This is a genomic window from Pannonibacter carbonis (assembly GCF_003012935.1).
Taxonomy (GTDB): Bacteria; Pseudomonadota; Alphaproteobacteria; order Rhizobiales; family Stappiaceae; genus Pannonibacter; species Pannonibacter carbonis.
Map to the genome: position 1 here is coordinate 176268 of NZ_PUDR01000002.1, position 24635 is coordinate 200902.

Annotated in this window: 19 protein-coding genes; 13 read left to right on the forward strand and 6 right to left on the reverse strand. The window is 65.5% G+C overall.

Annotated elements, in window-relative coordinates:
• Positions 1-223: 223 nt before the first annotated feature.
• Positions 224-655, reverse strand: a complete 432-nt coding sequence (locus C8348_RS03040) for an Lrp/AsnC family transcriptional regulator (protein WP_198646905.1) — start codon at positions 653-655, stop codon at positions 224-226.
• A 139-nt stretch (positions 656-794) separates the two neighbouring features.
• Between C8348_RS03040 and C8348_RS03045 the strand changes: the two genes are divergently transcribed.
• Complete coding sequence (locus C8348_RS03045) at positions 795-3836, forward strand: aminotransferase class III-fold pyridoxal phosphate-dependent enzyme (protein WP_106751799.1); 3042 nt, start codon at positions 795-797, stop codon at positions 3834-3836.
• A 305-nt stretch (positions 3837-4141) separates the two neighbouring features.
• On the opposite strand, the gene C8348_RS03050 is transcribed toward C8348_RS03045, so the two are convergent.
• Positions 4142-5044, reverse strand: coding sequence for an MBL fold metallo-hydrolase (locus C8348_RS03050; RefSeq protein WP_106751800.1), 903 nt, complete (start codon positions 5042-5044; stop codon positions 4142-4144).
• Between the two features lie 25 nt (positions 5045-5069).
• Positions 5070-5717, reverse strand: coding sequence for a DsbA family protein (locus C8348_RS03055; RefSeq protein ID WP_106751801.1), 648 nt, complete (start codon positions 5715-5717; stop codon positions 5070-5072).
• 158 nt (positions 5718-5875) lie between these two features.
• Here C8348_RS03055 and C8348_RS03060 point away from each other — a divergent pair, with 158 nt between their 5' ends.
• The 3 genes from C8348_RS03060 to C8348_RS03070 all read left to right on the forward strand — a co-directional run bounded on the left by C8348_RS03060 (position 5876) and on the right by C8348_RS03070 (position 8624).
• Positions 5876-6781, forward strand: coding sequence for a LysR family transcriptional regulator (locus C8348_RS03060; RefSeq protein ID WP_198646906.1), 906 nt, complete (start codon positions 5876-5878; stop codon positions 6779-6781).
• Between the two features lie 73 nt (positions 6782-6854).
• Positions 6855-8078, forward strand: a complete 1224-nt coding sequence (uxuA, locus tag C8348_RS03065; protein WP_106751803.1) for a mannonate dehydratase — start codon at positions 6855-6857, stop codon at positions 8076-8078.
• Positions 8079-8186: 108 nt separating this feature from the next.
• Positions 8187-8624, forward strand: a complete 438-nt coding sequence (locus C8348_RS03070) for a YqaA family protein (protein ID WP_106751804.1) — start codon at positions 8187-8189, stop codon at positions 8622-8624.
• On the opposite strand, the gene C8348_RS03075 is transcribed toward C8348_RS03070, so the two are convergent.
• Entirely contained in the window at positions 8585-9595 is a 1011-nt protein-coding gene (locus C8348_RS03075) for a glycosyltransferase family 2 protein (protein ID WP_106751805.1), read from the reverse strand. The genes C8348_RS03070 and C8348_RS03075 overlap by 40 nt on opposite strands.
• 95 nt (positions 9596-9690) lie before the next feature.
• Here C8348_RS03075 and C8348_RS03080 point away from each other — a divergent pair, with 95 nt between their 5' ends.
• Positions 9691-10578 (forward strand): ChbG/HpnK family deacetylase, encoded by an 888-nt coding sequence (locus C8348_RS03080; protein WP_106751806.1) that lies wholly within the window; start codon positions 9691-9693, stop codon positions 10576-10578.
• A gap of 35 nt (positions 10579-10613) precedes the next feature.
• Here the strand turns inward: C8348_RS03080 and C8348_RS03085 are convergent, their stop codons facing one another.
• Positions 10614-11237 carry a GntR family transcriptional regulator gene (locus C8348_RS03085; protein WP_106752029.1) on the reverse strand — a complete coding sequence of 208 codons (624 nt, stop codon included), beginning with the start codon at positions 11235-11237 and terminating at the stop codon, positions 10614-10616.
• Positions 11238-11673: 436 nt separating this feature from the next.
• Between C8348_RS03085 and C8348_RS03090 the strand changes: the two genes are divergently transcribed.
• The 8 genes from C8348_RS03090 (at position 11674) to C8348_RS03125 (ending at position 23349) form a co-directional block, all read left to right on the forward strand.
• Positions 11674-12456 carry a LamB/YcsF family protein gene (locus tag C8348_RS03090; RefSeq protein ID WP_198646907.1) on the forward strand — a complete coding sequence of 261 codons (783 nt, stop codon included), beginning with the start codon at positions 11674-11676 and terminating at the stop codon, positions 12454-12456.
• Position 12457: 1 nt separating this feature from the next.
• Positions 12458-14107: a 5-oxoprolinase subunit PxpB gene (gene pxpB / locus C8348_RS03095; protein WP_198646908.1), complete on the forward strand. Its 1650-nt coding sequence runs from the start codon at positions 12458-12460 to the stop codon at positions 14105-14107.
• Positions 14104-15876, forward strand: a complete 1773-nt coding sequence (locus C8348_RS03100) for an acetyl/propionyl/methylcrotonyl-CoA carboxylase subunit alpha (RefSeq protein ID WP_106751807.1) — start codon at positions 14104-14106, stop codon at positions 15874-15876. The genes pxpB and C8348_RS03100 overlap by 4 nt, the downstream gene beginning before the upstream one ends.
• A complete protein-coding gene (locus C8348_RS03105) occupies positions 15873-17720 on the forward strand; it encodes an ABC transporter ATP-binding protein (RefSeq protein WP_198646909.1) in 1848 nt (615 codons plus the stop codon). The genes C8348_RS03100 and C8348_RS03105 overlap by 4 nt, the downstream gene beginning before the upstream one ends.
• Positions 17721-17760: 40 nt before the next feature.
• The gene (locus C8348_RS03110) at positions 17761-19296 is read left to right on the forward strand and encodes an ABC transporter substrate-binding protein (protein ID WP_106751808.1); all 1536 of its coding nucleotides are present in this window, start codon (positions 17761-17763) and stop codon (positions 19294-19296) included.
• 534 nt (positions 19297-19830) lie between these two features.
• Entirely contained in the window at positions 19831-20754 is a 924-nt protein-coding gene (locus C8348_RS03115) for an ABC transporter permease (protein WP_106751809.1), read from the forward strand.
• 5 nt (positions 20755-20759) lie between these two features.
• Positions 20760-21605 (forward strand): ABC transporter permease, encoded by an 846-nt coding sequence (locus C8348_RS03120; protein WP_106751810.1) that lies wholly within the window; start codon positions 20760-20762, stop codon positions 21603-21605.
• 4 nt (positions 21606-21609) lie between these two features.
• Positions 21610-23349 (forward strand): M14 family metallopeptidase, encoded by a 1740-nt coding sequence (locus C8348_RS03125; protein ID WP_106751811.1) that lies wholly within the window; start codon positions 21610-21612, stop codon positions 23347-23349.
• Between the two features lie 253 nt (positions 23350-23602).
• Here the strand turns inward: C8348_RS03125 and C8348_RS03130 are convergent, their stop codons facing one another.
• Positions 23603-24469, reverse strand: coding sequence for a sugar transferase (locus tag C8348_RS03130; RefSeq protein WP_106751812.1), 867 nt, complete (start codon positions 24467-24469; stop codon positions 23603-23605).
• Between the last annotated feature and the right edge of the window lie 166 nt (positions 24470-24635).

Sequence of the window (24635 nt, forward strand, 5' to 3'; positions counted from 1 at the left end):
CTCTCCGCTCCCCTCCCCCTCGTGGGGAGGGGTTAGGGGTGGGGGGCTCTGATGCAGTCCCGATCGAAGCGATTGATTTGCAACTCCGGCGGCAAGTCTAAAGGACAAGACTTCGTGGTTACGGGCACTGTGCCTCAACGATAGGCTGTTCCCCCCACCCCCAACCCCTCCCCACAAGGGGGAGGGGGACGAGAGGCCGTAAAGCGGGCGGGACTGCATAGAACTAGCCCCGCATCTCGTCGCGCAGGACGATGGCGGTGGTGAGGTCGGCGATGTGGGGAAGAGAGGCGATGGTGTCGCGCAGGCGATTGAGCGCCTCGGTGTCCGCGACGCTGACCGAGACGATCAGGTCCGTGTCGCCCGTGAGCGAGGCGCAGGCGGTGACGCCGGGCAGGCGGATGATGCGGGAAACCGTGTCGCGGGCGGGTGTCTTGGTGAGGCGGACGAGAAGATGCGCCTGCAGGGCGGCGCCCATCGCCTCGGGGGCGATGTCGGCGTGATAGCCGCGGATGATCCCGGCCTTTTCCATCCGGTCGATGCGCTCGCGCACGGAGGAGCGGGCAAGGCCAACTTCGGCAGCCAGCGTCTTGAGCGGCAGCCGCGCATCGGCCTTCAGAAGCTCGATGATCCGCCGGTTGATCTCGTCCAGATGCATGTCCTGCCCCTCGCGCCTTGCCCCCATTGCCTGAGTGCCGGCCCGACATAGCAAAGCGGCGGCCTCGCCGCCACTTTGACGGCTGCCATGACCTGCATTCTCATGTCAGTTCTGATGGGAACGCTGACGGGAGAGACCGATGCCGATTGAAGAGAGCCGCCCGACCCTGAGCCCGGACGAGGCGCTTGCCATCCTCGCTGATGCCTATGGCCTGACCGGCCAGCTTTCGCCGTTGCCGAGCGAGCGCGACCAGAATTTTGCCTTTGAATCCGCCGACGGCATGAAGGCCATCCTGAAGATCTCGCAGCACGGGGAAGACCCTGAGGCGCTGGCGTTCCAGGAAGCGATGCTGGCGCATCTGGCAGTCGCCGATCCTGGCCTGCCGGTGCCGCGCCTCATTGCCCGGCGCGATGGCGCACTGAGCGGGACCATCGACCGCGCGAATGGCCGCAGCCATGCGGTCCGGCTTGTTTCCTATCTCCCCGGCGAGGCGATGGCGGATGCGCGCGGCGATCACGCGACCCTGCGCGATCTGGGCCTCGTGCTCGGACGACTCGACCGGGCGCTTGCATCCTTCGGCCATGCCGGTGCCATGCGGACCTTCGACTGGGACATCCGCCAGACGCCGCGCGCCAGGGCGCGGCTTGCAGCGATCCGCGATGCGGGCGACCGCGCGCGTGTTGCCGACATTCTGGATGCCTATGACAGCCGCGTCGCCCCGGCGCTGGCGCGCCTGCCGCATCAGGTGATCCACAACGACGCTAACGACTGGAACCTGCTGGTGGATGCGGCCGGGCGCGTCTCGGGCGTGATCGACTTCGGCGATGCGCTGTTTTCGCCGCGCGTGGCGGAAGTGGCTGTTGCACTCGCCTATGCGATGATGGAGCGGGACAACCCGATCCTGGCCGGGGCCGAGCTGGTGGCCGGCTATCACGCCGAACATCCGCTGAGCGACCTGGAATTTGCCCTGCTGCCCGATCTGATTGCCGCGCGGCTGGCGATCTCGGTCAGCCTGTCGAGCGAACGGGCGGCGCTGGCGGCGGACAATCCCTATCTGAGCGTCTCCGAGCGCGGGGCCTTCCGCCTGATCGAGACGCTGGCGCGGCAGGATCGGCACATCGTCACGGGGATCTTCCGCAAGGCAGCAGGGCTTGAGGCGGCCGCCGGCGCGGAGCGGGTGAAGGCATGGCTTGCCGCCCATCGCAACCGTCTGGCGCCCCTGATGCAGCCGCATCCGGCGCGGGCGGAAAAGCATGTGCTGAAGCTTGCCGACCTGAACGATCCGCTGGTCCAGGCGAGCCGCACGCAGGACCACGCCAGGGCTGCCGCCCTCTATGCGGCCGAGATGCAGGCCGCCGGGGCGGAGCTTGGCATGGGGCCTTGGGGCGAGGTGCGCGAGGTCTATGCCGCGCCGTTCTTTGCCTCCAAGCTGATCGCCGGCGAACGGCGCAAGATGCATCTGGGGCTCGACATCTTTGCGCCTGCCGGCACGGTGCTCACCGCGCCGCTGCAGGGCCGCGTGGTGGGCCTGGCGATCAACCCGGACCCGCTCGACTATGGCGGGCTGATCGTGCTGGAGCATGAGCCCGAGCCGGGGCTGGTGTTCCGCACGCTGTGGGGCCATCTCGCCCATGCCTCGATCGAGCGGCTGAGCCTTGGCCAGATGATCGCGGCCGGCGCGGAAGTGGCGCGGCTCGGCGACACGGACCAGAACGGCGGCTGGCTGCCGCATCTCCACCTGCAGGTGGTGCTGCCGGACTATCCCGACATTGCCGGCATTCCGGGCGTTGGCGAGGCGGCGTTGGAGGCGGTCTGGGCGGATCTCTATCCGAAGGCCTATGATCTGGCCGGCCTGCCGCCGGAGACCTTCGAGAAGACCGGGCGCGACAAGGCAAGCCTGCTGGCGGCACGCAAGGCGCTGCTCGGCCCCAACCTGTCACTGTCCTACCGCGAGCCGCTGAAGATCGTGCGCGGCGACGGCGTCTGGCTGATCGATGCGGGCGGGCGCGCCTATCTCGACTGCTACAACAATGTCGCCCATGTCGGGCATTGCCACCCGCATGTGGTGGCCGCGCTGCGCGACCAGATCGGCACGCTCAACACCAACACGCGCTACCTGCACGATGCCATCATCGACTATGCCGAGCGGTTGAAGGCGACCCTGCCGGAAGGGCTCGACACGTTCTACTTCACCTCGTCAGGCAGCGAGGCGAACGAGGTGGCGCTGCGCATGGCCCGCGCGGTGACGGCGCGCAAGGGAACGCTGGTGGTGGACTGGGCCTATCACGGCACGACCCAGGGCCTGATCGACGTCAGCGCCTACAAGTACAAGCGCAAGGGCGGCCAGGGGAAGCCGGCCACCACCCACGAACTGCCGCTGCCCGAGGTCTACCGCGCCCCGGCCGACTGGCCGGCCGACGAGATCGGCGCGCGCTATGTGGCAGAGGCCGAAGACATTATCGCCGGGCTGGTGGCGCGGGGCGAGGTGCCGGCGGCCTTCATCGCCGAGACCATTCCCTCCGTGGCCGGGCAGGTGTTCCTGCCGGAAGGCTACCTGAAGGGCATCTATGCGGCGGCGCGCAAGGCGGGGATCGTCTGCATTGCCGACGAGGTGCAGGTCGGCTTCGGCCGGGTGGGCGGCGCCATGTGGGCCTTCGAGGAGCATGGCGTGGTTCCGGACATCGTCACCATGGGCAAGCCGATCGGGGCCGGGCATCCCATGGGCCTGGTGGCAACGCGGCGCGACATCGCCGCCGCCTTTGCCAACGGCATGGAGTATTTCAACACCTTCGGCGGCAACCCGGTGTCCTGCCGGGCGGCGGCGGCGGTGCTTGACGTGATGGAGGCGGAGGGCCTCAAGGAGAATGCGGCGCGGGAGGGCGCCTATCTGCTGCAGGCGTTCCGGGCGCTGATGGCCGAGGACGAGCAGATCGGCGACGTGCGCGGGCGCGGCCTGTTCCTCGGCATCGAGATCGTGCGCGACCGGGCGAGCAAGGCGCACAATGGCACCCGGGCCGGGGCCATCGTTGGACGGATGCGCGAGCTCGGTGTGCTGGCCGGCACCGACGGGCCGTTCGACAACGTCATCAAGCTGCGCCCGCCGATGGTCTTCGCCCGCGAGCACTCTGACTTGCTGCTGACGGTGTTCCGTCAGGCGCTGGCGGAAACGCGGGGACTGTGAGGGGACAGAAGCACCCTGAGCCAGACCACTGCCGAGTCAGTTGAATACTGAGGCGACTCCGCTCCCCTCCCCCTTGTGGGGAGGGGGTAGGGGTGGGGGGTAACTACCTCAGCCGTTCGGTAAGCTATTGTTTTTTCGGACGGGAGGATTGATCGGCTCCGGGCGCGCGTCGGGCTCACAGCCCCCCACCCCCAACCCGACCTGGGTCGAGCCAACGGTCTCGCCCCGCCTTCGGCCCCCACGAGGGGGAGGGGGGCGGAGGGGCTTTGGTGTTCCTCACAAGGGACAGGACTATCCCCGAAGCCTCAGCCCCACTTCATCTCGCCCTTCACCACCTTGGCGGAGAGTTCGAGACTGAAGTCCTCGCCGGCGGAGGGGAAGCGGGCCTTCATGGCCTTGATCAGCGCGGCGCTGTCGGCAGCCCTGGCGGCCTCTTCCTCGAAAGCGACCAGATAGGCGCGGGTGTAGGCGATGGCGCTGGCATCGAGCGCCGAGCCCGGGGCCATGTGGCCGGGGACAACGACCTTCGGGTTCCGCGCGGCCATCTCGTCAAGCGCGGCGATCCAGGCCTGACGCTGTTCTGAGGTCGGCGTGTCGGCCATCCAGACATGGATGCCGGAGAAGACCAGCACGCCGCCGAAGACCGCGTCCAGCGAGGGCACCCAGAGATAGCGCCGGTTGGCGAGGGCGCCTGCCGGAACGATCTCGATGGTCTCGCCGTCGAGCGTCAGGCCGGGTTCGGACGAGACGGTAGGGATCACCACGTCGGCCAGGACCTGCGGGCCGTTGTCCTTGAGCTGCGGCCCCCAGACGGCGAGCTTCTTTTCGACGTTGCCCTTGATCGCCGCGACCGTTGCGGCGTCGGCAATCACTTTTGCGTCCGGGAAGGCAGCCTTCACCGGGCCGAGGCTGAAGTAATAGTCCGGGTCGCTCTGGCTGACATAGATGGTGGTGAGCCGCTTGCCGGTGGCCTTGATGGCCTCGGCAAGGGCGCGGCCATCCGCGAGGGTGAAGCCGCCGTCGATGAGGATGGCCTCGCTCTCGCCCTCGATCAGGACGGGGGCGCGGAGAAAGCCGGTCTCATCGGCCTGAAAATGGGTCCATGTCAGGCCGCGGGCGGCGGCCAGGACATCGAGCGGCAGGTTGAACGCGACCATGGCGGCCGTGCCGGTGACGAGGGTCTTGAGGGTCTGGCGACGCGTGAACATGACGGGGTCCTGGATTGCGGGACGATCAGGCGGCCTTGAGCCGGCTGACAAGCGTTTCGGGATTGGCGTAAAGGGCGGCGGAGGGCACGAGGCTGCGGCTGCCGTCCGGATTGTCGAGCGCGAGCGTCGGCACGCCGTTGGCGAAGACCGAGCGCAGCATCGCGCTGCCCGTGGCGGCGCGGCTCTGGGTCATGGCGATCAGCGCGGCATCCGGCGCCGCAACCCGGCGGGCGGCATCCTCGAGGCCGAGCGTGGCAAGCGTGTCGGCCAGCACGCCGAGGCTGGTGATGTCGCGGCCGTCGACGTAGCGGGCGAGCTGGATCGCCTTGAGGGCGGCCAGTTCGTTGGCAACGCCGCTTTCCCGCGCCGCCGTCAGGGCGAGGGTGGCCGGGCCGCTGTCGAACATCTGGGTCCGGTTGGCCAGCACATCGCGGCGGTAGAGATCGGAAAATTCCTGGCCGGTGAGACGGGCAATGCGCTGGTCATTGGCCCAGGCATAGGCGGCAAATCCGTCGTCCATGGGCCGGGCTCCGGTGCGGGAGAACAGGCCGGTTGGCAGAAGGTCCAAGGTGACATCGGTAGCGCCCGCGAGCGCCGCCATGGCCGGGGCAGCGCCATAGCACCAGCCGCATAGCGGATCGAAGAGATAGGTGAGGCGGAGAGACTGGGACATCGGCGGCTCGTGTCGTGAACTCGGGTGCTACCCGCCTTTGCCGCAGTGGCATCATCGGGCAGGCAGACAATCCCACAGTCAGCGGATTTGCAGAAGATCAACAAATCGGACAGATTGTATGCTTCAAGCATACAAAAGGGTCCAGGATGCGCGCGTACATGAACCTCAACCGGCTGGCCTATTTCGCGGCGGTGCTGGACACGGGATCCTTCACGCAGGCGGCAGAGCGGCTGGGCGTGACGAAGGCAGTGGTCAGCCAGCAGGTGGCCAAGCTGGAGGAGGAGCTTGGGGCCAGCCTCATCGTGCGATCAACGCGCCGGGTGCAGGCAACCGAGGCCGGGCGGGCGTTTCACGCGCGCTGCACAGTGATCCTAAAGGAAGCCGAGGACGCCTTCGACCTGGTTGCGGAAGCCAGCGGCGCGCCGAGCGGCACATTGCGGCTGACGGCTCCCTATGACTATGGCACGGCCAAGGTGGTACCGGCAGTGACCCGCTACATCACGCGATATCCCGGCTGCGAGGTTGAGGTGAGTTTCACCGACCGGCGGCTGGACCTGATGGCAGGCGAACTGGATCTTGCCATTCATGCCGGCTGGCTGCAGGACAGCTCGCTGCAGGTCCGGCGCATCGGGGAGTTTCGCCAGGTGCTGGTGGCGCGGGCTGACCTTGCAAAAAAATGCAAGGGTCTGAAGGAGCCAGCGGATCTGGCGGGCTTGCCCTTCGTCGCCAATCTTGCCTTGCGCGATCCCTTGACCTGGCGCTTCAGCCGCGATGCCATCTCCCGGGAGACGGTGCAATTCTCGGCAAGGCTGCGACTGGACACGACAACGGCGGTGTATCACGCGGTGAAGCTTGGTGCCGGGCTGTCGGTCCTGCCCGACTATCTGGTTGCGCCCGACCTTGCTGCCGGGGACTTGCATGAACTGTTGCCCGACTGGCAACTGCCGGTCGGTGGCATCCATGCCGTCTTCCCGCCGGCCCGCTATCGCCCACCGAAAGTCGCTGCCTTTGTCGAGATCCTGCGCGAGCTCGAGCAGGGGATCGAGTCAGGACTGGAATACTAACATACTAGATTGACGAGCTGGAGCCTGCTAAGCATGGGCAACACGGCGCGAGACTGCTGTGAGGGAGGGAGCAATGCGGCAGACCTGGCGCTGGTTCGGTCCGAAGGACCTGGTCAGCATCGATGACATGATGCAGGCTGGCGTCCAGGGCGTGGTCTCGGCGCTGCACCATGTGCCGACCGGCGCTGTCTGGAGCGCCGACGAGATTGCCAGACGGCAGCAGGAAGTGGCGACCCGGAGGAGCGGCGAGCCCTCGGGCTTGCGCTGGGAGGTGGTTGAAAGCCTGCCGGTCTCCGAGGACATCAAGAAACAGACGGGAAACTGGCGCGCCCACATCGAAGCTTACAAGATCAGCCTGCAGCACCTCGCCGCTGCCGGCATCGAGGTGCTGTGCTACAATTTCATGCCGGTGCTGGACTGGACCCGAACGGATCTGGCGTGGCGGGTTGCCCATGGCGGGACCTGCATGCGGTTTGATCTTTATGACTTTGCCGCCTTCGACATTCATATCCTGCAACGTCCAGGTGCTGCTGAAGACCATGCCGGTCCCGTCGCGGACGAGGCCCGACGTCGGTTTGTCGCCATGAGCGAGACCCGCAAGCAGGAACTGGCGGCCAATGTCGCCTTCGGTCTGCCAGGAGCTGCCGAGCAGATGTCGCTGGCGGATGTGCGCGCGCATCTGGCCGAATATGGCGGCATCGACGCGGACCGGTTGCGGCAGCATTTCATTGCCTTTCTCGAGGAGGTGATCCCGGTCGCGGAACAACTTGGTATCCGCATGTGCTGCCATCCGGACGATCCGCCAGTGCCGCTGCTCGGCCTGCCGCGCATCGTCTCAACGGAGGCTGACTACCGGCTGCTACTTGAGGCGGTGGACAGCCCGGCGAATGGGGTGACGTTGTGCACGGGCTCGCTTGGCGCCCGCGCCGACAATGACCTGCCCGGCATGATGCGGCGTCTGGGGCCGCGCGTTCATTTCCTGCACCTGCGCAATGTCCGGCGGGAGCAACCCGGCCTGTTCGGTTCGTTCCACGAGGCCGAGCATCTAGCCGGCGACACTGACATGGTGGCAGTGCTGGCCGAGGTGGTGAAGGAAGAGGCCCGGCGCAGGGCGGAAGGGCGCAGCGACTGGTCGATCCCGTTCCGGCCTGACCATGGACAGGACATTCTCGATGATCTGACGCGCAAGGCGCAGCCGGGTTATCCGGCCATCGGCCGTCTGAAGGGACTGGCAGAGCTGCGCGGCATCGCGACCGCGCTGACCCACCCGGAGTTGGGCCTTCTTACCCGCGTTTGACAAGCGTGGCGGCGTGGCACTTGAACAAATGCAGCCGGGGAGCTACCTGCGGCACCACACTCGGGTTCCGCCATCAGGGCACGGAACGTGACCGTCAGGTGGTGAGCGATGGATGGACTGGCCGGTCTCGCTGGATTGTTTCTGGCAGCCTTTCTGGCTGCGACGATTCTGCCGGCTCAGTCCGAGGGTGTTCTGGCCGCGCTGGTGGTTGCAGGCAACTGGTCGCTGTGGCTGCTGGTTTGTGTTGCCACGCTGGGCAATGTGCTGGGTTCGGTGGTCAACTGGCTGCTGGGGCGCGGGCTGGCAAGCTTTCGGCACAAGCGCTGGTTTCCGGTGTCGGACAAGTCACTGGCCCGGGCGGAGGGCTGGTATCGCCGTTATGGCCGATGGAGCCTGCTGTTCGCCTGGTTGCCGGTCATCGGGGACCCGCTGACCGTGATTGCGGGCACCTTGCGCGAGCCGCTGGGGGTTTTCCTGGTGCTTGTCACCATCGGCAAGGCGGGCCGTTACGTGCTGGTTGCGCTGGTGGCGGCAGGCGTGGCGTGACCTGAAGCTGCCAAGACGTCAGGACCATTGGGTGTCGCCGGGCGATAGCTGCCGACGAAATAGAGCGGGCGCTGCTTTGTCTCGTTGAAGATGCGGCCGACATATTCGCCGAGGATGCCGAGCGAGATCAGCTGCACGCCGCTGAGGAACAAGAGGCCCACCATGAGCGAGGCATAGCCGGGCACGTCGATGCCATGCAGCAGCACATCCGTCATCAGGACGAGGCCATAGATGATGGCGATGATGGAGACCAGAAGTCCGGCGATGGAGGCAAGCCGCAAAGGCACCGTGCTGAAAGCGGTCAGGCCATTGAGGGCCAGGCTTGCGAGCCGGCGGTAACACCAGCCGCTTGCCCCTGCCAGTCGTTCGGCCGGCTCATAGGGGATTTGTTTCTGGCGGAAGCCAACCCAGAAATACAGACCCTTCATGAAGCGCGCCCGCTCGGGCATGGACTTGAGCGCGTCCAGCGCCGCCCGGTCCAGCAGGCAGAAGTCGCCCGCGCCGCGTGGCAGATCGATGTCCGAGAGCTGAGCCAGCAGCTTGTAGAAGAGATTGGCCCCGGCGCGCTTGGCCAGTCCCTCGGACGGGCGGACAGTCTGCGTGGCGTGGATGATCTGGAAGCCGTCATTCCAGGCCGCGACAAGCTCGATAATCTTTTCCGGCGGGTGCTGCAGGTCCGCGTCGATGAGGATTGCCGCCTTCCCCCGGGCATGGTCGATGCCGGCGGTGATGGCGATTTCCTTGCCGAAATTGCGGGAAAGCGAAAGAATTCCGATGCGTGGGTCTGCTGCTGCAAGACCGGAGGCAACCTCCAGTGTCCGGTCCCGGCTGCCGTCATCCACCAGCAGGATCTCGAAGCTGTGGCCGAGGCCTTCCAGCACCGGGACGAGCCGGGCCATCAGCGGCACAAGGTTGGCCGCTTCATTGAAGCAGGGAATGACGACTGAAAGCTCGGGAGCGGTACCGCCCATTTTCCTGGTTCCTGGTCGACCAGCGCAGCAGGCCGGATGACTTTGATCTTTTCGAAGTGTTTCTGCTATGGCCTAGATAGACGTGAAGCAGGGGAATGCAAACAGTGGCGGCTGGCAAAAATTGTGTGGTTCTCAGCGCGGATGACTATGGGCTGACACCTGGCGTCAGCGCGGGGATCCGGCAACTCCTTTTGCAAAAGCGTCTGACGGCGACAGCGGCCATGACCATAAGCCCCTTTTGGGCGGAAGAAGGGCGACGGCTGCTGGCCGACTGGGGCCGGGTTGATGCCGATGTCGGGCTGCATCTCACGCTCACCGATCATGTTCCCCTGACACGGATGCCGAGGCTAGCCAGGAGCGGGCGTCTGCCGGGCAACGGGCCGTTGATCCTGATGTCCCTGCGCGGGCAACTCAAGGACGATGCCATCCGGCGGGAGCTTGCCGGGGAGATCGCTGCGCAGATTGATGCCTTTGAGGCTGTCATGGGGCGGGTGCCGGACTTTATGGACGGGCATCATCACTGTCACCAGCTGCCGGTGATCCGCGATCTTGTGCTGGAGGCCTTCGGCAGCAGGATCGGGACTGAGGGCGGCTATCTGCGCCTGTGCCAGGAGCCGCTACCCGCCATCTTGCAGCGGGGCAGGGCGGTGCTGCGGGCTGCCGTTATCAACGCGCTGGGTCAGGGTTTCGCTCGAAAGGTGCGGAAGGCCGGGCTGAAGGCCAATGACAGTTTTCGCGGTGTGCGCGATTTCACGGCGCAGGAAGACACGGGCGATCTGTTTCGCCGGTTCTTCAAAGGGGCGGGAGACCGGCCGCTGGTCATGTGCCACCCGGGCTATGTCGATGACCATCTGATCGGGCTCGATCCGCTGACGGACCTGCGCGAGGTTGAACTTCAGTATCTCGCCAGCGACGCGTTTGCCATGTTGCTGGCGGAGAACGATGTCGCCCTTGTCCGGTTCAAGGACCTGGCGGCAGCCTAGCCGGGGTGCAGTGAGCCGGCTGCCGCCTTGCGATGTTACGCGGGGTAGATCCGCGCGTACGCGGCGAGGATGAAGCGTTCGGCCTGATGCAGATAGTCCTCGAGCCTTGCGGCGGCCGCGGCTGCTTCGCCTTGTTCAAGCTGGGTCAGGATGGCGACGTTCTGCTCGATGTAGGGGCCATGCAGATATTCCGGATCGCGCAGCAGGCCGAAGACCAGGCGCAGTTCCAGCGAGATCTGGGCGTAGAAGGCGGACAGGCGCGGGCTGTCGGCCAGCTCGACGATGGCAGCATGAAAGGCGATGTCGGCGCTGCCGACGCTGAGCCATTCGCCGGCCTCGCGATGACGAAGCGCGGCTTCCACGGCCGCACGCATGCGGGCGACGCTGGGATGCAGCGGATGGGCGCGGGCAAGCGCCGGGCATTCGATGTGGCGGCGGACGCGGTAGATATCGATGATGGTCGACATGCTGGGCGTGATGACGAACACGCCCTTGTTCGCCTCATGCCGCAGGAGGCCTTCCTTGGTGAGCAGGCGAAACACTTCGCGCAATGTGTTTCGCGAGACCTGCAGGTCTTCGCTGAGCGTGACCTCGGAGAGGTGACTGCCGGGTGTCAGCTCACCGGAAATCACCCGGTTCCGGATCCGCATTGCAATCATTTCGGCGAGCGTCTGACCAGCTTCTGACGCCGGCACCACGTTCGTCGCGGACCCAAGAACTTTCAATCATCACTCCTCGACAAGAACGGCAGGCATGACAGGGAGCAACCCGATTCCCGCCCGGCACAGTGCCGGAGACACTAGGGCGGAGGGCTGTCACCTTCAAGCACGGAGCTGCTGCGCCGCACGCCATGCCAACGTTGCATTGCACAATAAAGTTGCTCTTCCGCTGCTGCAAGAGACACTTAGTGCCATCGTTGTAGGTCAAGGCGACAAGATTGTTCAACAGTCTGGACAGGATTGTCTGTTTTTGATAGGCCTGTCCCCAATCAAGAGGGGTGGCACAAGCCATGAAGTCAGTTTGCCAGCGGGGCGGTGTTCGCCCTGACAGGAACGTCATGACCGGTCTGCCCGCGAACCCGTGGGACAGGGCCTGATGCGGTCGATCGATCTCAACAGTGATCTTGGCGAGAGCTTCGGCGCCTGGGTGATGGGCGACGATGCCGCGATGCTGGACCTCGTCAGCAGCGCCAATGTCGCCTGCGGGTTCCACGCCGGCGATCCGGCCGGCATCCTGAAGACCTTGAAGGCGGCACGCGTGCGCGGCGTCAGCGTTGGCGCGCACGTCGGCTACCGTGATCTCGCCGGCTTCGGTCGCCGGACGATGGATCCTTCCAGTGAAGAACTTTATGGCGACGTGATCTACCAGATCGGCGCGCTGCAAGGGCTTGCAGCTGCGGCTGGCACCTGCGTGTCCTACGTCAAGCCGCATGGCGCGCTCTACAACACAATTGCCTTTGACGCCCGGCAGGCGGCAGACGTGATCGCTGCCATCCTGGCGGTCGACCCGCGATTGACCCTTGTGGCGCTGGCCGGCTCTCCGCTGGTTGCGCAGGCGCAGAAGGCCGGGTTGACGGTGATCGCCGAAGCGTTTGCGGACCGCGCCTATACCGCCGACGGACGCCTGGTGTCGCGGCGCGAGCCCGGCGCCGTGCTGCATGACCCGGCACGGGTTGCCGACCGCATGGTGCGCCTTGTGCGTGACGGGGTTGTCGAAGCGATCGACGGGCAGATGGCCCGGGTCGAGGCGCAATCCATCTGCGTGCATGGCGACAGCCCGGATGCGGTGGCCATGGCGCGGCAGGTGCGACAGGCGCTGGAAGCAGATGGCATCGCCATCCGGCCTTTCGCCGGCCTGGAAAGCGCAGGGCAGGGCTGAGATGTCGTTGCTGCCCGTCCTTCCCACCGAGCCTGCCTCGGCCAGCCTGCGTTTCCTGCCGATGCGGGACGGCGCGCTGATGATCGAGCTGGCGGATCTAGCCGAAACGCTGGCGCTGTTCGATGCGCTGCAGGCGGCAAACCTGCCGGGCATCATCGAGATCATCCCGGCCGCGCGGACCCTTCTGCTGCGCTTTGATCCCAGCATGCTGCGCACGTCCGACATCGAGCGCGAAGCCTGTGCCCGTGCCGGACAGGGACGGAAGAGCGAAGCCGGGGTGCTGGTCGAGGTCCCTGTCTTCTACGATGGCGAGGATCTCGCGGAGGTGGCCGATCTCGTCGGGATCAGCCCTGAGGAAGTGATCCAGCGCCACACGCAGGCTGAGTACACCGTTGCCTTCACCGGCTTTGCCCCCGGATTTGCCTATCTGAGCGCGGGCGATGCCGGGCTCACGGTGCCGCGCCGCACGTCGCCGCGCACGCTGGTTCCGGCCGGCGCTGTCGGGCTGGCCGGTGAGTTCAGCGGCATCTACCCCAAGGCCAGCCCTGGCGGCTGGCAGCTGATCGGGCGCACGCCGCTGGCGATGTTTGATCTGGCGCGGGAGCCGGCGGCACTGCTGACCCCCGGCGCGCGGGTCAGGTTCCGCGACATGGCCAAGGAGCCCGGCGCGTCAGTCGTCGTGCCGTTGGCAGCAAGCGAAATCACCAGCAGCGCGCAGGACCGGCGGCAGGCCGCACTCGAGGTGTTGTCCACCGGCCTGCCGGCTCTGGTGCAGGATCTTGGCCGTCCGGGGCTCGCCGGGCAGGGCATCAGCCAGTCCGGGGCCGCGGACCGGGGTAGCCTGAAGGCTGCCAACCGGCTGGTCGGCAACCGGCCGGACGCACCCGCGCTGGAACTTGCGCCAACCGAATTCCGGTTCAAGGCCTTGGAGCGCGCTGTTATTGCGCTGACCGGCGCAGCCGAGCGGATCGAGATTGCGCCTAAGGCCGGCGCGAAACGGGTCTTTGCAGCGAACCGTCCCGTGGCGCTGGAGCGCGGCGATGTTGTGCGCGTTCCGGCACCTCAGCGCGGCATGCGCTCTTATCTTGCTCTGCGTGGCGGGCTCGACGTCCCTATAGTGCTGGGCAGCGCGGCGAGCGACACGCTGGCGCAGCTTGGGCCGGAGCCGGTCGTTGCCGGCGTCCGGCTTTGTGCCGGTCGCGAGCCCCGCGAGGCGGTGGCCGATGCAGCATATCTGCCAGCAACGATGTTGCCGGCGGCGGGCGAGGTCGTGGCGCTTGAGGTGGTTCTGGGGCCGCGCACGGACTGGTTCACCGACGCTGCACTGGCCGATTTTCTCGGGCAGGACTGGGAGGTCACCGCACTGGCGAGCCGCGTCGGACTGCGACTTGCCGGGCCGGACCTGACGCGCGCGATTGGCGGCGAGCTGCCGAGTGAAGGCACGTTGCGCGGAGCGATCCAGGTGCCGGCCAATGGTCAGCCGGTGCTGTTCCTGGCCGATCATCCGCTGACAGGCGGCTATCCGGTTATCGCCAATGTGGTGAGCCACCATCTCGACCTCGCCGGACAGATCCCGCCCGGCGCCCGGATCCGCTTCGTCGCGGCGCGGACTTTCAAAGACATCAAACCCTGTTCAGGTGCGCCCACATGAAAAAGGTTCTGATCGCCAATCGCGGCGAGATCGCAGTCCGCGTGATCCGGGCTTGCCGGGACTATGGCCTGGCGTCCGTTGCCGTCTACGCCGATGCGGATGCCGGAGCGCTGTTCACCGGGCTGGCCGACGAGGCGCTGGCACTCAATGGGGCGAGCCCGAAGGAGAGCTATCTCGACATCGGCAAGCTGATCGAGGCGGCTCGCCGTTCGGGGGCTGATGCGGTGCATCCGGGCTATGGCTTCCTGTCGGAACGGGCGGAGTTTGCCCGCGCGGTGATCGACGCGGGGCTGACCTGGATCGGGCCGGACCCGGAGGTGATCGAGGCGCTGGGCGACAAGCTCGAAGCGCGGCGCATTGCCCGCAAGGTCGGCGCGCCGCTGGTCAAGGGCAGCGACGGACCGATTGGCTCGGCTGCCGAGGCGCTGGCCTTTGCACGGGAGTTCGGTCTGCCGATGGCTATCAAGGCCGCGCATGGCGGCGGCGGACGCGGCCTCAAGATTGCCCGCAGCCTGGACGAGGTGGAGGAGCTGTTCGACAGCGCCACCCGTGAGGCACTGGCCGCCTTTGGCCGGGGCGAATGCTATGTGGAACAGTTCCTTGACCGGCCGCGTCACATCGAGGCGCAGGTTCTGGCCGACCGGCACGGCAATGTGGTCGTGGTCGGTACGCGCGATTGCTCGCTGCAGCGGCGCAACCAGAAGCTCGTCGAGGAAGCTCCGGCCCCGTTCCTGAGCGATGCGCAGCGCGCGGCCATCCATGCCGCTGCGCGCGATATCTGCCGCGCGGCTGGCTACACCGGGGCGGGCACGGTGGAGTTCCTGCTCAGCGCCGATGGGCTGATCTCGTTTCTGGAGGTGAATACGCGCCTGCAGGTGGAGCATCCGGTGACGGAAGAGACCACAGGGATCGACCTGGTGGTGGAGCAATTCCGCATCGCCGAGGGCCTGCCGCTGGGCATCACGGAAACGCCGGAGCCGCGCGGTCACGCGATCGAGTTCCGCATCAACATGGAAGACCCGGGCCGGGGCTTCCTGCCGGCGTCGGGTGAAATCACGGCGATGACGGTGCCGGCCGGTCCGGGCATCCGCTTTGACAGCGGTGTGACGGCCGGCTCGGTGATCCCGCCGATGTTTGATTCCTTGAGTTCAAAACTCATCGTCTGGGGTGTGACGCGCGAGCAGGCAATTGCCCGTGCGCGCCGTGCGCTCAGTGAGTTCCGCATCGAGGGTGTTCCGAGCGTGCTGCCGTTCCACAGGGCGGTGCTGCAGGAGGCTGACTTCTGCGGTCCGTTCAGGGTGCATACGCGCTGGATCGAGACAGAGTTTGCCGGGACGCTGGACACTGCCCCGCGGCCCGAGGCGACCGGTGAGGCAAGCCTGTTGCGCGGCAAGATCGAGATCGGCGGGCAGCTTGTCGAGATCGGCATTCCGCAGAGCCTGTTGCGGCTGCTGGGGACCGGGACGGCTGTGCCGGTGATGGAGGATGCGACCCCAATTGATGCGGCTGTCGTGGCCGCGCCGTTGCCGGGAACTTTGGCGCACTGGGCAGTTGCCGACGGCGATCTCGTCCGTGCGGGCGATGTCATCGCGATGATGGATGCGATGAAGATGGAAACGGCCGTCACGGCGCACCGCGATGGCGTGATCACCTGCCTGGCGCAGGCTGGATCAGCCCAGATCGCCGGGGCTGCATTGGCCCGGATTGAACCGGCGGGCGTGGCCCAGACAAACAACAACCGGCAGGAACCGGCGGAGACGCAGGCATGAGCACCATGACGCCCCCTGAGAAGACGCCCCCCCAGATGTCCAACCCGCTGCTCATCGTTGACGGGCTCAGCGTCAGCTTCGGCGGCAACCGGGTGATCGAGGATCTGTCCTTCTCCGTCCAGCCGGGCAAGACGCTGGCCATCGTGGGCGAGTCCGGGTCCGGCAAGTCGGTGACATCCCTGTCGATCATGCGGCTGGCCGACATGATGGGCGCGCGCTTTGACGCAGGCCGGATCCTGTTCGGCGCCCGCAACCTGCTCACCGAGACGCAGAAGGACATGCGCGCGATCCGTGGCAAGGACATTGCCATGATCTTTCAGGAGCCGATGACTTCGCTCAATCCGGTCTACACCATAGGCGACCAGATCTGCGAAACGCTGATGCTGCACGAAAAGATGAGCAAGGCGGCGGCGCTGGCGGAGGCCATCCGGCTGCTCGGCATGGTGCGCTTGCCGGACGCGGCCGAACTGGTGAAGCGCTATCCGCACCAGCTTTCCGGCGGCATGCGCCAGCGGGTGATGATCGCCATGGCGCTGGCCTGCCGGCCCAAGGTTCTGATCGCCGACGAGCCGACGACGGCGCTGGATGTGACCATCCAGGCCCAGATCCTCAACATCATGCGCGAGTTGCAGAAAGAACTCGGCATGGCGCTGATTTTCATCACCCATGACATGGGCGTGGTCGCCGAGATGGCGGACGACGTGGTGGTGATGTGGAAAGGCCGGAAGGTCGAGGAAGGCAAGGTCACCGACATTTTCGCAAGCCCGCAGCATCCCTACACCCGCGCCCTGCTGTCCGCCGTGCCGAAGCTGGGTTCAATGGCGGGCGAGGACTATCCCAAGCGCCTGCCGCTGACGGTGCTGGAAGATGGCGAGCCGAAGACCGTGGGCGTGGAGCGGGTGCAGAACACCGCCCGCACCGACGGAGGGCCGCTGTTGTCCGTGCGCGACCTGTTCGTGCGCTTTGACGTGCGCAAGACGATCCTTGGCAAGGTCACCCACCGCTGCAGCGCCGTGTCGAATGTATCCTTCGACATCTATCCGGGCGAGACGCTGGCGCTGGTTGGCGAATCCGGCTCGGGCAAGTCGACCATCGGCCGGGCGGTGCAGCAGCTGCAGGCCGCCCACTCCGGCGACATCAGCTTCAAGGGCAAGAGCCTTGCCGGCATGTCGGCGGCCGAGCGCTTCGCGTTGCGCCAGAAGGTGCAATACATCTTCCAGGACCCGTTCGCCTCGCTGGACCCGCGCAAGACCGTCGGGTTTTCGATTGCAGAACCGATCACGACGCACGGGCTGATCAGCGACCGCAAGGCGATCCAGCGGCGGGTGGATGAACTCCTCGAACGGGTCGGGCTCACCTCGGCCCATGCCAGCCGCTATCCGCATGAGTTTTCCGGTGGCCAGCGCCAGCGCGTCTGCATTGCCCGGGCACTCGCGTCCGACCCGGAGCTGATCATCGCCGATGAGGCCCTGTCGGCGCTGGATGTGTCGATCCAGGCGCAGGTGATCAACCTGTTCATGGACCTGCAGGCCGAACGCGGGCTGGCCTATCTCTTCATCAGCCATGACATGGCGGTGGTGGAGAAGATGAGCCACCGCGTCGCCGTGCTTTACCTCGGCCAGATCATGGAAATGGGCAGCCGCCGCCAGGTGTTCGAGACGCCGGCGCATGACTACACCCGCCGCCTCCTGTCCGCCGTGCCGGTTGCCGACCCGACCCGCGCCCGCACCTCCGCGATGCTGGAAGGCGAGATCCCCAGTTCAACCCGGCGCGTGGGAGACGAGCCGGCTCTCCTCGTTCGCGAGGAAATCCATCCAGGCCACCTTGTCGCCAAGAGCGCCTGAACCCTGCGAAATCCGCAGTCATCAGCAGAGGAATGGGAACATGAAAACAAAGAAGTGGGGAATGAGCGCCGCCCTCGTAGCGCTTGCCATGTCCAGTGTCTCTTTTGTCGCCCAGCCGGCGCTTGCCGCCGGCAAGCTGACCGTTGCTTCGCCGCTCGATCCGGGCAGCTGGGATCCGATCGACACGTTCCTGGTGGCCTGGGCCGCCGTTTCGACCAACGTGTTTGAAGGCCTCACCTATCGCGGTCCGGACCTGAAGCTGGTGCCGGGCCTTGCCGAAAGCTGGGAAGAGCTGGACGAGGGCAAGCGCATCCGCTTCAAGCTGCGCCAGAACGTCAAGTTCCACAACGGCGAGCCGTTCAATGCCGAAGCCGTCAAGTTCACCTTCGACCGCCTGCTCGGCGAGCAGGGCGCCAAGGGGCCGCAGCGCTCGAACTACACCGTGATCGACAGCGTCGAGGTCATCGATGAGAACACCGTCGACCTGAAGCTGAAGAAGCCGGATCCGGTGCTGCTGACGAAGCTCGCCGGCTATGGCGCGATGATCGTTCCGCCGAAGTACATCGCGGAGAAGGGCGAGGACCACTTCAACGCCAACCCGGTCGGCACCGGCCCGTTCAAGGTCGTGTCCTACGCACCGAAGGTCGACGTCAAGCTGGCGGCAAACCCGGATTACTGGGGCGGTGCGCCGAAGCTGGACGAGGTGGACTTCCGCTTCATCTCCGAGCCGGCAACGGCTGTCGCCGAACTGCAGTTCGGCCGCGTCGATCTCGTCATCCCGCCGATCATTCCGATCGGCATGGTCGAGACGATCAAGTCGGATGCGAACCTCGAGATCCTGAGCGTTCCTGGCCCGACCGTCGACGCGCTGCGCTTCAACACCCGCGACGGCATCACCGCCGATGCGCGCGTGCGCAAGGCGATCATCATGGCTGTCGACCGCGCGGCCATCGTGCAGTCGATCCTGGCAGGTCACGCTTCGGAAATCGCCACCTTCCAGAGCGCGCTGTCCTTTGGCCATGACGAGGCGCTGAAGCCGCTGCCGTTTGATCCGGCCGCTGCGAAGAAGCTGCTTGCCGAGGCTGGTGTGAAGCCGGGTGAGGCGCTGCAGATCGACGTGCGTGGCAATGACGCGACCATGAACGAAGTGGCCCAGGCCATCTCCTTCTACCTGCAGGCTGTCGGGCTCAATGCCACCGTGAAGCCGTACGAGACCAGCGTGCTGATCAACGACATCATCCCGCAGGGCAAGACCGGCGCCATGTTCCAGCAGAAGTGGGGTGGCTGGACCTTCGATTACGACAACACCGCCTACGCCATGTATCACACCGGCGAAAAGTGGAACCCGTATGACAAGGACGAAACGCTCGACAAGCTGCTGGAATCCCAGCGTCCGATGACCGATCAGGCGGCCCGCGAGAAGGTGCTGCAGGAGATCGGTGCCTATGTCGCGGACAAGGCGCTCGAGCTGCCACTCTACAACACCAACGCCATCTACGGCATCAACAAGCGGGTGAAGGGCTTCGTTCCGGCGCCCGACACCCGCATCAAGCTGAATGAAGTCAGCGTCGACTGACACACACTGAGGTCCCGCCCGGCATGGCCGGGCGGGGTTGTGACTTGCTGACACGACCAGAAGGCTGCGTGACACGACGGACCATGCGTTTGCGCCTCTCCCCCCATGAGGGGCAGAGCTCTCGCAGATGTAGTCAGACAGTTGTCGAGGCCTCGAAGCTCCCCTCCCCCCCGTGGGGAGGGGTGAGGGGTGGGGGGCACAGCGCCCGTTTGATCGCAAATTGCGTGAACCACGCGCAGTCAGGAACGCAGGTTACCTGGAATGAAGTCTGTTCCCCCCACCCCCAACCCCTCCCCACGAGGGGGAGGGGGGCGGAGAGGCTCCGACAAGGATCAAAATTTCTGGGCACGGTCGTTCACATCGAACACGTGCCAGACTTCATATGCGAAAGCCTCGACCCTCAAGGGGGGAGAGGGCGCTGCGACTTAAGGCATCTGTCAGGGGCTAATCTCTGGTTGGTCTTGGTGTGTCAGCAGTTTCAGGTTCCGCCCGGCATGGCCGGGCGGGGCCAATCCGCACCAGTAGGAGAAGAACGTGGCCGGTTTCCTCATCAAACGCCTGCTTCAGGCCATCTTCGTGGTCATCGCCATCACGCTCATCGTCTCGTTCGCCATCCGCCTCACCGGTGATCCGGCGGTGATGATGTTCCAGGGCGGCGGCAGCATGACGGAAGAGGATCTGATGCGGATCCGTGCCGAGCTTGGCACGGACAAGCCCTTCCTGGTGCAGTATCTGAGCTTCATGCAAGGTCTGGTGACCTTCGACCTCGGCAAGAGCTTCGTTGGCGGAACGCCGGTCGCCCGGCTGATCGGCGACGCGCTGCCGGCGACCCTGATGCTGGCCTTCGTGTCGATGGCGGTTTCCATCGCCCTGTCGATCCCGCTCGGCATCAAGGCGGCCACTTCCCGCGGCAAGCTGGCGGATCAGGTGATCCGCGTGTTCTCGCTGGTTGGCCTGTCGTTTCCGAATTTCTGGCTCGCCACCATGCTGGTGCTGCTGTTTGCCATCACCTTCAACCTCTTGCCACCCAGCGGCATGTCGGGACCGGAGAGCTTCATCATGCCCGCCGTGACCATGGGCGTGATCCTGACCGCGACCAATGTGCGCCTGGTGCGCACGGCGATGCTGGAAACGCTGCAGTCGCAATATGTCATGGTCGCCCGGGCCAAGGGGCTGAGCGAGAGCAAGGTTCTCTACAAGCACGCCCTGCGCAACTGTGCCATTCCGCTGATCACCTATTTCGGCCTGCAGTTTGGCGGCCTGCTCGGCGGCATCGTCGTCATCGAGCGGGTGTTCAACTGGCCGGGCATGGGCACGCTCGCCTTCGAGGCGGTCGGTGCGCGCGACTATCCGGTGCTGCAGGCCGTGATCACCGTGCTGTCGCTGATGATCGTCGGCATCAACCTTCTCGTCGATATCGCCTATGGCCTTGTCGACCCGCGCATCCGGACGGAGTGACGCTCATGGCCGCAAAGACCTCTCGCCCCTCGCAGTTTGCCAGTCTCGAGTTCATCCTCGGCGCGTTTCTGACAACCGTGATCTGTTTCGCGGTTTTGTTCTCGGATGTGCTGTTTCCCGGCGCCGACAAGATCGACCTGATGGCCCGGCTGACCAAGCCCTTTGTCAGTGCAGCGCATCCGCTCGGCACCGACCCGCTCGGCCGCGACGTGCTGGCCCGTGTGGTGGCCGGTGGCAAGATCTCGCTGCTGGTCGGCTTTACATCGGTGATCGGCGCGGTCGTCTTCGGCGTGCTGATGGGGCTGATCGCCGGCTATTACCGTGGCTTCTGGGACATGGTGGTGATGCGCTTTGCCGACCTGCAACTGGCCATGCCCTTCATCCTGCTCGCCATCACCTTCATTGCCATTGTCGGCGGCAGCCTGACCAACACGATCATCCTGCTGATCATCTCGCAGTGGGTGCAATATGCCCGTCTTGTGCGCGGCTCCGTGCTCACCCTGCGCGAGCGGGAGTTCATCCTCTCCGCCCGCGCCATTGGCGTGAAGGACTGGCGCATCATCCTGCAGCACCTGCTGCCGAACCTGATCGGCCCGGTGATCGTGCTCATGACGCTGAATGTTGCCAACAACATCCTGCTGGAAAGCAGCCTGACCTTCCTCGGCCTCGGCGTCGATCCGACGATCCCGAGCTGGGGCGGGATGCTGGCGGACGGGCGGACCTACCTGCAGACCGCGTGGTGGGTGAGCGTGTTCCCCGGTGTTGCCATCCTGCTGACCGTGCTGGGTCTCAATCTTCTCGGTGACTGGCTGCGCGACAGCCTCGACCCGACCGGACGAACCTCGAGGTAATCCGATGACCGTGCTTGTCGACCGCAGCTTTGCCCGCACGCTGGACCAGATTGCCGGTCTTGCCCGCCCTGGCGAGACGCTGGAGGTGTGGAGCTTCGATGACCGCCGCAGCCGCGAGGACTGCGAAGCGCTGCTGAAGCAGAAGGGCATCACGGCCCGCATCCGCAGCGCCTACAAGCCGCTGGTGCATGCCTTTCTGGAAGAAATCGATCTGGCCGGGGTGAATGCAATCGAGCTGCACTATCCGGTGCATCCGGCCGCGCCGGACAACCGGTTCCGCCTCGAGGCCTATCCGCTGGCCGCGATGACGGGCGACAGACCACTGCGCTTCGTGCCGAAAACCGGCGCGGTGCTGCAGTATGATGTCGTGCTGACCCGAGCGGACGGGAAACGTGAGACCATCGCCGTGCTTGCCCCGAACCGGCTGCATGTGGACGCGGCCGGCGAGACGAGCCTGTCGCCGACCGGCTGGATCCGGCGATCCGGCGAGGAAGAGGGGGAGCGGATCGAGACGGACTTCGAGCAGCTGTTCGAGGCGGCCATCGCCACCGTGAAGTCCGCCCCCTGGGGCACGCAGGAGCCCTATTTCGAGGAACTGCATATAGCAGCTTCCATCCCGGCGAAAGATGCGCCGATGTCAGTCGGCGACGAGGTGATCAGCCTCGCCGAGGCCCTGCATGAGGACCTGTATTTCTCGCTGCTGGAGGTGTTCCAGAAGCGCTCGGGGCGTCCGCTCGGCGACCGGGGGCTGAAGCCGGGGCAGATCGTTCCGGCTGTGACGGGCGGCGCGGCGCGGTCCTCCCTGCGGATCGAGCTCAAGGCCCTGTCGACCGGCCATATGGACGACCCACGACAGGATCTGGACCGGGCGGAGACGCCTCTGGCCGTTGCGCAGGTGACCGACGAACTGGCCGGCCATGGCGGTGTTGCGTTCGAGGCAAGCACCCGGTCGGGCCGGACGGTGCGCGCGACCTATGTTGCCGGGACGGCTGCACCGGTGATGATCAGCGCCGGGCAACATGCCAACGAGACGACTGGCGTCGTCGGTGCGCTTCGGGCCGCACGGCGTCTGGCCAGACGTGAAGGGGCGCATTTCAGCCTGTCGCCGCTGGAAAACCCGGATGGCTATGCGCTGCACCAGCGGCTGCGCCTCGGCAATCCACGTCACATGCACCACGCCGCGCGCTACACGGCGCTGGGCGATGACCTTGAATACCGCACGCGCGAGAACTCGGGGGCGACCCTCTTTGAAAAGGAAATCCGCCTCAAGGCCGAAGCGCTGAGCGGAGCGGGGCTGCATGTAAACCTGCACGGCTATCCCGCGCACGAATGGACCCGTCCGCTGTCAGGCTATGTTCCGCGCAACTTCGCCATGTGGACCTTGCCGAAGGGCTTTTTCCTGATCTTGCGCCATCTGCCGGGCTGGGAAGCGGCGTCCGAAGCCTTGCTCGACAAGGTGACGCGCCATCTGGCGGCAATCCCGGGGCTCGTTGGCGAGAACAGCCGGCAGATTGCGCTGTACGAGGCCCATGCCGGGGAAACCGGCTTCCGCATGATCAATGGGTTCCCGTGCCTGTGCTCGCTGGATGACCGGCACACGGTGCCTGTGACCCTGATCACCGAGTACCCGGACGAGACCATCTACGGCCCGGCCTTCCGCACCGGCCACACGGCGCAGATGGAAACCGTGCTTGCCGCCTATGAGGCCTGGCAGGAGATCATGACCGGACTTGGCATGGTGTGAGGCAGGGCTGCGGGACGGGAACCCGACATGTAGACAAGCATCAACAACGCGGCCCAGGGGATATTGTCCGGACCAGCGTTCATTTCTTTCGTCATGGTCGGGCTAGTCCCAACCATCTGCAAGCCTTTGACGGTTTAGGTCCTCGGCACAAGGCCGAGGATGACGAAAGAGCAGTTGCGGTGCGGTGAGCAGTCTTGTCCCCGGACATGCAGCGGCGCAGTCACGTGTGAACGCATTGCTCGCCGGGCAGGCCTTAGTAGCCAGTGCCCTTGGTGAATTCCTTCCAGACGGTCTGGAACAGGATCTTCAGGTCGCCGCGCGTCGACTGGCTGCGGATGTACTCGAGATCGTAATGGACGCGCATGCGGGCATGGTATTCCTCGGTGGTTTCACCGCGGAAGCCGTTGACCTGCGCAAGGCCAGTAATGCCCGGACGGACCTGGTGACGATCCATGTAACGGGTGTCGAATTCCTCGTAAGGCATACCGGCGGCAAGCATCCCCGGAACATGCGGACGCGGGCCGACGAGAGACATGTCGCCCATCAGGACGTTCCACAGCTGCGGCAGCTCATCGAAGTTGGACCGGCGCAGGAAGCGGCCGACCGGCGTGATGCGCGGGTCGTTCTTGCGCGTCTGCGCGACACCGGTTGTGTCCTGTTTGGCGACATACATCGACCGGAACTTCAGAGTGTAGAACAGCTCGCCATTCAAGCCATAACGCGCCTGGCGGAAGATCACCGGGCCGGCACTGTTCAACTTGATTGCGGCGGCAATCCCGATCAGCAGCGGGCTCAACAGAACCAGACCGGCAGCACTGCCAACCACATCCATGGTCCGCTTGAGTGGCGGGCGGGCGAAATTTCGCAGGCGCGCCCATCGACGCCCGTCATCGAACGCAGCTGCAGGCCCGGCGATGGCGGAGAAAGCTGCATTCGCACGTGACCCGACAAGCCGGACGTCCCCGAAAGTCCGACCCAGCCGGTCAGTCTTGTTGGGGCCAAAGCTGCCTCGATCAGCCCTGGAGCGATCGATCCGCGCCTTGGACAGGTAGACAATCCGTCCTGATTGCGGATGCCAGAACCCGAAGCCGTCAGGCTGGTCAAAACGATTATGCGCCATGGCATGCCCCGAAAACGCTAAACAATTTCCTGCACCCGCACCGTCGTTCTCGGCGATGGGAGCAGTGGCCAATGCCAGAAGCCTCCGTAAAAACTGAAGGCAGCAATTTTAATGGATTCTTAACATTGTCGGGACCCGACTGCAAATTACATCGGGCTTAATGTCA